Source organism: Mycobacterium sp. E796, from assembly GCF_001672815.1.
Classification (GTDB): Bacteria; Actinomycetota; Actinomycetes; order Mycobacteriales; family Mycobacteriaceae; genus Mycobacterium.
Map to the genome: position 1 here is coordinate 1 of NZ_LZKK01000100.1, position 7637 is coordinate 7637.

A 7637-nucleotide genomic window follows, 5' to 3' on the forward strand; every position below is an offset into this window, starting at 1 on the left:
TCCGCGCCGTTTCGCTTCCGCAACAGCGTCGACCTCGCCGTCACACCCGAGCAGCTGTTCGAGGTGCTCGGCGACGCCGACTCGTGGCCGCGCTGGGCGCCGGTGATCACCAAGGTGACGTGGACCACTCCCGAGCCACGCGGCGTCGGCACCACCCGCGTCGTCGAGATGCGCGGCGGGATCGTCGGCAACGAGGAGTTCCTGGCCTGGGAACCCTTCACGCACATGGCATTCCGGTTCAACGAATGCTCGTCGAAGGCCGTCGCGGCGTTCGCCGAGGACTACCGGGTCGAGGTCATCCCCGGTGGCTGCCGGCTGACGTGGACCATGGCGCAAAAACCGGCCGGCCCGTCGCGGCTGGCGATGCCGCTGGTCGGACCGCTGCTCAACCTGGGGCTCCGCCGGTTCCTGCGCAACCTGCGCCGCTACACCGACGCCCGGTTCCCCGTCACCCGGCAACCTTAGGAGCGTGCGATGACCTTCAACGAGGGCATGCAGATCGACACCAGCACCGCGTCGTCGTCCGGCGGGGGCGGAATGGGGATGGCCATCGGCGGCGGCGGCCTCGGCCTGCTGATCCTGATCGGGGCGCTGTTGCTCGGGATCGACCCGGGCCGCATCATGCCCCAGCAGCAAACCAACACCGGCGGCTATTCGGCGCCCGGTTTCGACCTGAGCCAGTGCAAGACCGGCGCCGACGCCAACAAGTACGTGCAGTGCCGCGTGGTCGCCACCGGCAACTCCGTGGACGCGGTGTGGCATCAGCTGATGCGCAACTACACCCGCCCGCACGTGCGCCTGTTCACCGGGTCGGTGGACACCGGCTGCGGCCCGGCCACCACCGCCGTCGGGCCGTTCTACTGCCCGGTGGACCAGACGGCGTACTTCGACACCGACTTCTTCCAGGAACTGGTCGACAAATTCGGTTCCAGCGGTGGGCCGTTCGCGCAGGAATACGTCGTGGCACACGAATACGGCCACCACGTGCAGCAGCTGCAGGGTGTGCTGGGCCGCTCCCAGCAGGGCGCGCAGGGCGCCGGGGGTAACGGGGTGCGCACCGAGCTGCAGGCCGACTGCTACGCCGGCATCTGGGCCCACTACGCGTCGACGGTCAAGCAGGAGAGCACCGGCGTGCCGTACCTGGAGCCGTTGAGCGACAAGGATATTCAGGACGCGCTGTCGGCGGCGGCGTCGGTGGGCGACGACCGCATCCAAAAGCAGGCGACCGGACGCGTCAACCCCGAGTCGTGGACGCACGGGTCGTCGGCGGAACGGCAGAAGTGGTTCACCATCGGCTACCAGACCGGTGACCCCAACCAGTGCAACACGTTCGCCGCGACAAATCTGGGCTAGGCGCTGATGGCGGTCTTGGATGGGGAGCGGATCGACGATGGGCAGTCGTCGCCGTTCGGACCGTTGCGCAATCGCATCTTCCGCAACCTGTTCGTCGCGCAGTTCGTCTCCAACATCGGCACGTGGATGCAAAGCGTGGCGGCACAATGGTTCCTGATTGAGGCCCACACCAGCGCCACCATCGTGGCGCTGGTCCAGACCGCCAGCCTCGGGCCGACGCTGCTGCTGGGGATATTCGCCGGGGTGCTGGCCGACCTGTTCGACCGGCGGCGCCTGCTCGTCGTCCTGCAGTCTTATGCGGTGGTGGTGGCGCTTGCCCTGGCGGTGCTGACCTACCTCGGTAAGCTCACCCCGGCCGCGCTGTTGCTGTTCACGGTGGCGATCGGCCTCGCGTCCGCGCTGACCGCGCCGGCCTGGCAGGCGATCCAGCCCGAAGTCGTTCCGCGCGAGCAGATCCCGTCCGCCGCGAGTTTGTCGAGCGTCTCGGCGAGCGTCGGCCGGGTGATCGGGCCGGCGATCGGCGGTGTCGTGGTCGCACTGGCCGGTCCGGCAGCGGTGTTCACCATCAACGCCGTGTCGTTCACCGGGATCATCTTCGTCTTGGCGGGGTGGCAACGGCCCAAGCAACTCGCGCCGCTCGAGCGAGAACAGTTCGGCCAGGCCATGGTGACCGGATGGCTCTACGTCGTCAACAGCCCGATTTTCCGCAGGATCTTGTTGCGCACAGCGCTTTTCGTGTTTCCCGCGTCGGCCCTGCTGGCCCTGCTGCCGGTGGCCGCCGCCCGCGGCTGGCACCTGGGAGCCAGCGGTTACGGTCTTACGTTGGGGGCCATCGGTTGTGGCGCGGCGCTCGCCCTGCTGGTCCCGGGCCCGTTACGCGAAAAGGTACCGCCCAACGCGTTGTTGGCGGCATGCGCCGCCGCGTACGGCATCGCGACGCTCGCGGTGGCCCGGTTGTCGTTCGTCGCGGCGGCACCCTTCTTGGTGTTGTCGGGGACGGCCTGGCTGCTCACCCTGACGACGTTGAACGCGGCGGCCCAGCTGCACCTGCCGCGATGGGTCCGGGCCCGCGGGCTGGCGATGTACCTGCTGGTCTTCACCGGCTGCCAGGCGATCGGCTCCTACCTCTGGGGCGTGATTGCCACGCGGGACGGGCTCAACGTCGCGCTGACCTGGTCGGCGGCGCTGCTGGCCGTCGCCGCCCTCAGCGTCACCGTCCTCGGGTTGCTGCCGTCCACCGGGAAGCTGAGCCGCAACATCTCCAACTGCTGGGCGGCGCCCATGCTCATGCTCGAACCGCGCCCCAACGACGGGCCCGTGCTGGTGACCGTGCGGTATCGGGTGCCGACGGAGAACCTCCAGGAATTCGTCGAGGCGATGGCCGCGGTCAGGCGGTCACGCCTGCGGACGGGTGGCCACAGCTGGCGGCTCTATCGAAGCCTGGAGGAGCCCGACCTCGTCCTCGAGAGGTTTACCGTGCCGTCCTGGACCGAGTTCGAGCGCCAACACACCGAGCGCTGGCTGGAGTCAGACCACGATGGAGCGGCCAAGGCGGCGAGCTACACCGTCGAGGACTCGAAACGACACGAGTACTTCCTGGCCGTGCGCGTGCACAAGTGAGCGGCGCCGGTCGGCTAGCCGGGTCGGCAGGTGACGGTGGTGGTGGCGTCCGCGTGCGCGACGACCTGACCGTCCACGGCGATCTCGCAGTGGAACTGGGCGGGGCCGTTGCCCGAATCCGGCCAGTGCAGCATGCCGCTGGCGGTGATGGTCGCAAACTGGTTCGGGTTCGCCAGCGTGGCGGTGTAGGTGACCGGCGCTCCCCCGCTCAGCGGCGCCTGAACACTCGTCGTGAACTTCGACGGGTCCGCGTTGTAGGCCGCCTGGCTGGGCGGATCGGAACTCACGTAGCTGACCGTTGCGGTCAGGTTGTTGGGGCTCGTCACGGTGTAAGTCACCTGGTGGCCGTCCGCGTGTGAGATCGCCGGCGTGAAAGCCAGTCCTGCGGCCGCTGCGAGAGCGGCCGCGCTGATCACTTTTCGCACGTTCCTCATATCGAAAACGCTACCGGATTTGTTACTTGCGTCAGGTATGAAGCAGGCATGACCGACGTTCCGGGGATCAGTCGCCGCAGGCTGTTGACCACGAGCGCGGTCTCGGCCGCCCTCGGGGCCGGCATCGGGGGCGGGGCGGTGCTGCTGTGGTCGCAGGCGCGCGGTCCGGCCGTCTGGTTTCAGCCGGACCGCCGCGGCGCACCACCGGTGACCGGCCTGCATCTGCAATTCGGCGCGAACGCGGCCACCGAGGTGGTCGTGTCATGGCACACCACCGAGGCCGTCCGCAATCCCCGCGTCATGCTGGGCACCCCGACCGCCGGGTTCGGGCGCACCGTGGCCGCGGAAACCCGGACCTACCGAGACGCCAAGTCCGGCAACGAGGTTCGCGTCAACCACGCGCGCCTGACGGGCCTGATCCCCGACACCGACTACGTGTACGCCGCGGTGCACGACGGCGCCGAGCCGGGCGGCGGCACGGCGCGCACCGCCCCGTCGGGGCGAAAACCACTGCGCTTCACCAGCTTCGGGGACCAGTCCACCCCGACGCTGGCCCGGCTGCCCGACGGCAAGTACGCTACCGACAACATCGGCTCGCCCGCGGCCGCGGACACCACGCTGGCCGTCGAGCGCCTCGGTCCGCTGTTCAACCTCGTCAACGGCGACCTGTGCTACGCGAACCTGGCGCAGGACCGCATCCGGACATGGTCGAACTGGTTTGAGAACAACACCCGCTCGGCGCGGTTCCGGCCGTGGATGCCGGCCGCGGGTAACCACGAGAACGAACTGGGCAACGGCCCAATCGGCTACGCCGCCTACCAGACCTACTTCGCGTTGCCCGACTCGGGTTCCAGCCCCGAAGCCCGCGGCCTGTGGTACTCGTTCACCGCGGGGTCGGTGCGGGTGATCAGCCTCAACAACGACGACGTGGCCTTCCAGGACGGCGGCAACTTCTACGTGCACGGCTATTCCGGTGGGGAGCAAAAGCGCTGGCTGGCAAGCGAACTCGCCGCGGCGCGGCGCGACCCCGACGTGGACTGGGTCGTCGTGTGCATGCATCAGACGGCGATCTCGACCGCCGACCGGACCAACGGCGCCGACCTCGGCATCCGCGAGGAATGGCTGCCGCTGTTCGACCAGTATCGGGTCGATCTGGTGGTGTGCGGGCACGAGCACCACTACGAGCGATCGCATCCCTTGCGCGGTGCGCTGGGCACCGACACCCGCACACCGATACCCGTCGACACCGGCGGCGACATCATCGACCCGACCCGGGGCACGGTGCACCTGGTCATCGGCGGCGGGGGCACGTCCGCGCCGTCCAACGGGATGTTCTTCCCCCAGCCTCGGTGCCGCGTGGTGACCGGCGTCGGGGCTTTCGACCCCGAGATCGGCCGCAAGGCGCCGATCTACGTGTTGGAAGACGCGCCGTGGTCGGCGTTTCGCGATCGCGACAATCCTTACGGCTTCGCGTGTTTCGACGTCGACCCCGGTCAGCCCGGGGGCAACACCTCGATCAAGGCGACGCACTATTCGGTGAGCGGGCCGTTCGGCGCGGTTTCCGTGGTGGACCAGTTCACGCTCACCAAGCCCCGCGGCGACAGGCCCGCCTAGCTCAAAACAGCGTCGGCTGCGGTAGCGCGGGCGTGGCGGCGGTCGGCGGGACCGGGCGGGGATCTCCGCCGAGGCGGTACTTGGCGATCAGCGGCGCGGCCCGTTCGCGCAGCATGTCGCGGTAGCTCGGCGGCAGATAGGCGCCGCGGCGGTAGAGCTCGCGGTAGCGGCCGACCAGTTCCGGGTGCGAGCGGGCCAGCCAGGACATGAACCAGCCGCGCGTCGAACCGCGCAGGTGCAGGCCGAAAACCGTGACGCCGGTGGCGCCGGCCGCGGCGATCTGGCCGAGCAGCCCGTCGAGGTGCTCGGTGGAATCCGTCAGGTGCGGCAGCACCGGCGCGACCATGACGTGGCAGCCCAGGCCGGCGTCGCGGATGGCGGTGATGAGGCCCAGGCGCGCCTGCGGCGTCGGCGTTCCCGGCTCGACGTCGCGGTGCAGCTCGGGATCGGCGACGGCCAGCGACACGGACACCGACAACGGAACCTGTTGTGCCGCATCGCTTATCAGGGGCAGGTCGCGCCTGAGCAGGGTGCCCTTGGTGAGGATCGACAGCGGCGTGCCGGATCCGACGAGCGCGCCGATGATGCCCGGCATCAGCGCGTAGCGCCCCTCGGCGCGCTGGTAGGGATCGGTGTTGGTGCCCAGCGCGACCGTCTCGCGCCGCCACGACGGCCGGCGCAGCTCGCGGTTCAAGACCTCGGCGACGTTGGTCTTGACCACCACCTGGGTGTCGAAGTCGGCGCCACAGTCGAAGTCGAGGTATTCGTGGGTGGGACGCGCGAAGCAGTAGCGGCAGGCGTGCGCGCAGCCGCGGTAGCCGTTGACCGTATAGCGGAACGGCAGCGCCGACGCGTCGGGCACCTTGTTCAGCGCCGACTTGCACAGTACCTCGTGGAACGTGATGCCCTCGAACTGCGGGGCGCGGACGCTGCGGACGAGACCGAGCCTGCTTAAGCCCGGGAGGGCCCCGTCGTCGACGGGGTTCCCGTTGACCGCGACGGCCTGGGTGGACCAGCGCATGCCCTCTATTCGAACTTTTGTTCGATCGGTTGTCAAGTGACAGGATGTCCCCATGGAGCTGCGATACCGGGAGATCGCCGGCAAGCGAATGGCCTACATCGACGAGGGCGAGGGCGACGCGATCGTCTTTCAGCACGGCAACCCGACGTCGTCGTACCTGTGGCGCAACGTAATGCCGCACCTGGAGGGGCTGGGCCGGCTGGTGGCTTGTGACCTGATCGGGATGGGCGCGTCGGAGAAGCTGAGCCCGTCGGGTCCGGACCGCTACAACTATGCCGAGCAGCGCGACTTCTTGTTCGGGCTGTGGGACGCGCTCGAGCTTGGCGACCGCGTGGTGCTGGTGCTGCACGACTGGGGCTCGGCGCTGGGTTTCGACTGGGCCTACCGGCACCGCGACCGCGTGCAGGGCATCGCCTTCATGGAGGCCATCGTCACCCCGATGACATGGGCGGATTTTCATCCGAGCGTGCGGGGGGTGTTCCAGGGGTTCCGGTCGCCGGAGGGTGAGCGGATGGTGTTGGAGCAGAACGTCTTTGTCGAAGGCGTGCTGCCCGGCGCCATCATTCGGAAACTCTCCGACGAGGAGATGAACGCCTACCGGCGCCCGTTCGTCAACGCCGGCGAGGACCGGCGACCCACTCTGTCGTGGCCACGCAACATACCCATCGACGGCGAGCCGGCCGACGTCGTCGCCGTCGTCGACGAATACCGGAGCTGGCTCGAAAAAGGTGTCGAAAATGGCGGCGTGCCAAAGCTGTTCGTCAACGCCGAGCCCGGCGCCATCCTCAACGGCCGCATCCGCGATTACGTCCGAACGTGGGCCAGCCTCAGCGAGGTCACGGTCCCGGGAGTGCATTTCATCCAAGAGGACAGCCCGGACGAGATCGGTGTGGCGGTGGCGGAGTTCGTCAGGCGGCTACGGTCCAACTAGTCCTTCATGCCTCGCTCGTGTCGGATGAACACGGCGGCGCCACCCAGCATGAGCGCCAGCGTGAAGCCGGCGAGGTCGGTGCTGGTGGGTTGGTGGGTGCTCATGTCGAACGCGGTCAGCGCGAAAGTGATCAGGAGCGTCAGCACGAAGATCAGGCCGGTGTGGCGGGCCGGCGCAAAGCCGAGGAGGAGAAGCCCGACGCCCGCGACGAGCAGCGAGACCATTCAGGCCCTCCTCACCTGATCCACCGGACCGCCAGGCTACGGCATTCTGCGACGGGGCGTAGTCAAAAACCTGATCGGCGGCCACGCAGCTAGAAAGGAGGCGGTTCTTCGTCGTCGGTGGGTGGGGGCAGGGCGAAGTAGTCGGGGATTTGGGCTTTTCGGGCCATCCGGGCGTCGCGGTTGTGGCGGCGTTCGGTGGCCACCCGGGAGGCGCGGTCTTGGGCGCGGGTGCGGCGGCGTTTGGGCATCATCGCGGCCCGCTCGGCGCAATAGTCGACCGGCGGGTCGGCCTCGGCGGCCGGGAAGACACCGCCGACCCCGCGACACAAACTCGGGAACAGCAGCGCGCTGCCCGGGGTGGTCACATAGGTGTGCCCGGCCGGAGACGTCAAGATCAGCGTCCCGTCAGGCAGCTGCTGTTCGGTCCAGCCGAAGAAGGT

Annotated in this window: 8 protein-coding genes and 1 pseudogene; 5 read left to right on the plus strand and 4 right to left on the minus strand. The window is 68.7% G+C overall.

Translation table 11 applies throughout. The features are described from left to right. From A5706_RS08210 to A5706_RS08220, 3 genes are all read left to right on the plus strand, one after another. A partial coding sequence (locus tag A5706_RS08210) for an SRPBCC family protein (protein ID WP_068128965.1) occupies nucleotides 1-465 on the plus strand: 465 nt, incomplete at its 5' end. Nucleotides 466-474: 9 nt separating this feature from the next. Next, on the plus strand, nucleotides 475-1353 hold the full coding sequence (locus tag A5706_RS08215) for a neutral zinc metallopeptidase (RefSeq protein ID WP_068128967.1): 879 nt from the start codon (nucleotides 475-477) through the stop codon (nucleotides 1351-1353). A gap of 6 nt (nucleotides 1354-1359) precedes the next feature. Then, the gene (locus A5706_RS08220) at nucleotides 1360-2973 is read left to right on the plus strand and encodes an MFS transporter (RefSeq protein WP_068128969.1); all 1614 of its coding nucleotides are present in this window, start codon (nucleotides 1360-1362) and stop codon (nucleotides 2971-2973) included. A gap of 14 nt (nucleotides 2974-2987) precedes the next feature. Here A5706_RS08220 and A5706_RS08225 read toward each other — a convergent pair whose 3' ends face one another. Next, nucleotides 2988-3407, minus strand: coding sequence for a hypothetical protein (locus A5706_RS08225; protein ID WP_068128971.1), 420 nt, complete (start codon nucleotides 3405-3407; stop codon nucleotides 2988-2990). Between the two features lie 48 nt (nucleotides 3408-3455). Between A5706_RS08225 and A5706_RS08230 the strand changes: the two genes are divergently transcribed. Next, on the plus strand, nucleotides 3456-5021 hold the full coding sequence (locus A5706_RS08230; RefSeq protein ID WP_068128973.1) for a metallophosphoesterase family protein: 1566 nt from the start codon (nucleotides 3456-3458) through the stop codon (nucleotides 5019-5021). 1 nt (nucleotide 5022) lies between these two features. Here the strand turns inward: A5706_RS08230 and A5706_RS08235 are convergent, their stop codons facing one another. Continuing rightward, the gene (locus tag A5706_RS08235) at nucleotides 5023-6042 is read right to left on the minus strand and encodes an Rv2578c family radical SAM protein (RefSeq protein WP_068128975.1); all 1020 of its coding nucleotides are present in this window, start codon (nucleotides 6040-6042) and stop codon (nucleotides 5023-5025) included. Between the two features lie 52 nt (nucleotides 6043-6094). Here A5706_RS08235 and A5706_RS08240 point away from each other — a divergent pair, with 52 nt between their 5' ends. Next, nucleotides 6095-6973 (plus strand): haloalkane dehalogenase, encoded by an 879-nt coding sequence (locus A5706_RS08240; protein WP_068128976.1) that lies wholly within the window; start codon nucleotides 6095-6097, stop codon nucleotides 6971-6973. Here A5706_RS08240 and A5706_RS08245 read toward each other — a convergent pair. Both A5706_RS08245 and A5706_RS08250 read right to left on the minus strand, forming a co-directional pair. Further along, on the minus strand, nucleotides 6970-7197 hold the full coding sequence (locus tag A5706_RS08245) for a hypothetical protein (protein WP_068128978.1): 228 nt from the start codon (nucleotides 7195-7197) through the stop codon (nucleotides 6970-6972). The two genes, A5706_RS08240 and A5706_RS08245, sit on opposite strands and share 4 nt — an antisense overlap. A gap of 89 nt (nucleotides 7198-7286) precedes the next feature. Then, nucleotides 7287-7637, minus strand: a pseudogene (locus A5706_RS08250) (hypothetical protein); the annotation flags it as partial.

What these genes read in the sequence shown, in the direction of transcription:
- A5706_RS08215 (WP_068128967.1), top strand. Translation starts at nt 475, where the DNA reads ATGACCTTCAACGAGGGCATGCAGATCGACACCAGCACCGCGTCGTCG.
- A5706_RS08220 (WP_068128969.1), top strand. Translation starts at nt 1,360, where the DNA reads ATGGCGGTCTTGGATGGGGAGCGGATCGACGATGGGCAGTCGTCGCCG.
- A5706_RS08235 (WP_068128975.1), bottom strand. Translation starts at nt 6,042, where the DNA reads ATGCGCTGGTCCACCCAGGCCGTCGCGGTCAACGGGAACCCCGTCGAC.
- A5706_RS08240 (WP_068128976.1), top strand. Translation starts at nt 6,095, where the DNA reads ATGGAGCTGCGATACCGGGAGATCGCCGGCAAGCGAATGGCCTACATC.
- A5706_RS08225 (WP_068128971.1), bottom strand. Translation starts at nt 3,407, where the DNA reads ATGAGGAACGTGCGAAAAGTGATCAGCGCGGCCGCTCTCGCAGCGGCC.
- A5706_RS08230 (WP_068128973.1), top strand. Translation starts at nt 3,456, where the DNA reads ATGACCGACGTTCCGGGGATCAGTCGCCGCAGGCTGTTGACCACGAGC.
- A5706_RS08245 (WP_068128978.1), bottom strand. Translation starts at nt 7,197, where the DNA reads ATGGTCTCGCTGCTCGTCGCGGGCGTCGGGCTTCTCCTCCTCGGCTTT.